The following is a 1,184-nucleotide window of genomic DNA, read 5'->3' as shown; positions in this document are numbered from 1 at the left end:
GATCAGCACGGTCTCGGTGTTGCGCTGGATGATGCGCACCGGGACCCGCCTGGCCTTGCCATCCTCGATCTGCCAGACATAGGCGCCGTCCGACCCCCACAGGATCGCCAGCGGGCTGACGGCCGGATAGGTTTGCCCCGGAAATTTCATGGTGATGCCGAACGACATGCCGGCGCGCAGCGAATCGGCCGGGTTGGCGATCTTGGCCTTGACCAGCAGCGTGCGACTCTTTTCATCGATGTGGTTGTCGATGGCCGAAACGGTGCCGCTATAGGCGTTGCTGGGATTGGCGATCGGCGTCGCCGTCAATTGCGCACCGACCTTGACGGCGGCGGCGAAGCGCTCGGGTACCAGGAAATCGACCAGGATCGAGGACCGGTCGTCGAGCGTGGCGATGGCCGACTGGTTGGTGACGTAATTGCCGGCCGAGATCGGCAGGATGCCGACGGTGCCGGCGATCGGCGCCAGGATCGACCGGCGCTGCAGTGCAAGTTCCGCGTCCTGAAGCGCCAGCTTGGCGCCCGCCAGCACCACCTCGGCATCAGCCACGGCTACCGGGGTCGCGGCATTGGAGGCACGCAGCGACTTAACGCGGTCGAGCTTGGACTGAGCGTCCTGCAAGGCGAGCTTGGCACGGTCCTGAGAGATCACTTCGGTCTCGGAATCGAGGGTGGCGAGGATCTGTCCCTTCTCGACATGGCTGCCGGATTCGACCAGCAGTTCGGCGAGGCGGCCGGAGCTGTAAGGATTGACGGTCACCGAGGCGTTGGCACGGCCGGTGCCGATCGCCTGCAGGCGGTCGTTGATAACAGCCGAAGTGGCCGCCAAGGCGACCACGTTCACCCGCTGGTTGCCGTTGCGGCCGTTTGCCTGCCTCGCGTTGGCGGCACCGGTTTCAGCCGGGGGCGTTGCCGCGTAAGCCCAGTCGATGCCCCAACGTGCCAGCACGTCCGGTGCGCCGGGATAAAAGCGCAGCCAGGCGGCTGCCGCCACCACCAGCACCACGAGTGCAAAAAGTATCTGTTTCCAGGCGGCCATCAGCACTCCGGTTGGTAAAACAATCCTTCCGTCTACCGGTTTCCCGAAATGAAGCAGACGCAGCGAGGCTATTGTAAGGCAAAGAAGCCGTCTCGATATCGCGTCTTTATGACAATTCTCCGGGGGCTGCGCACATTAAATATATG

The 1,184-nt window shown here is 63.6% G+C and carries 1 protein-coding gene; it reads right to left on the bottom strand.

Features of this window, described 5'->3' with window-relative positions:
• Positions 1-1,038 (bottom strand): efflux RND transporter periplasmic adaptor subunit (locus EN884_RS36475; RefSeq protein ID WP_128361152.1); only part of this gene is annotated, 1,038 nt, incomplete at its 3' end.
• Positions 1,039-1,184 lie beyond the last annotated feature (146 nt).

Origin of the sequence: Mesorhizobium sp. M7A.F.Ca.AU.001.01.1.1 (assembly GCF_004022735.1) — a bacterium.
Lineage (GTDB): Bacteria > Pseudomonadota > Alphaproteobacteria > Rhizobiales > Rhizobiaceae > Mesorhizobium > Mesorhizobium ciceri.
Note: the sequence above shows the minus strand (reverse complement) of the source record. Positions and strands in the feature narration are given on the sequence as shown.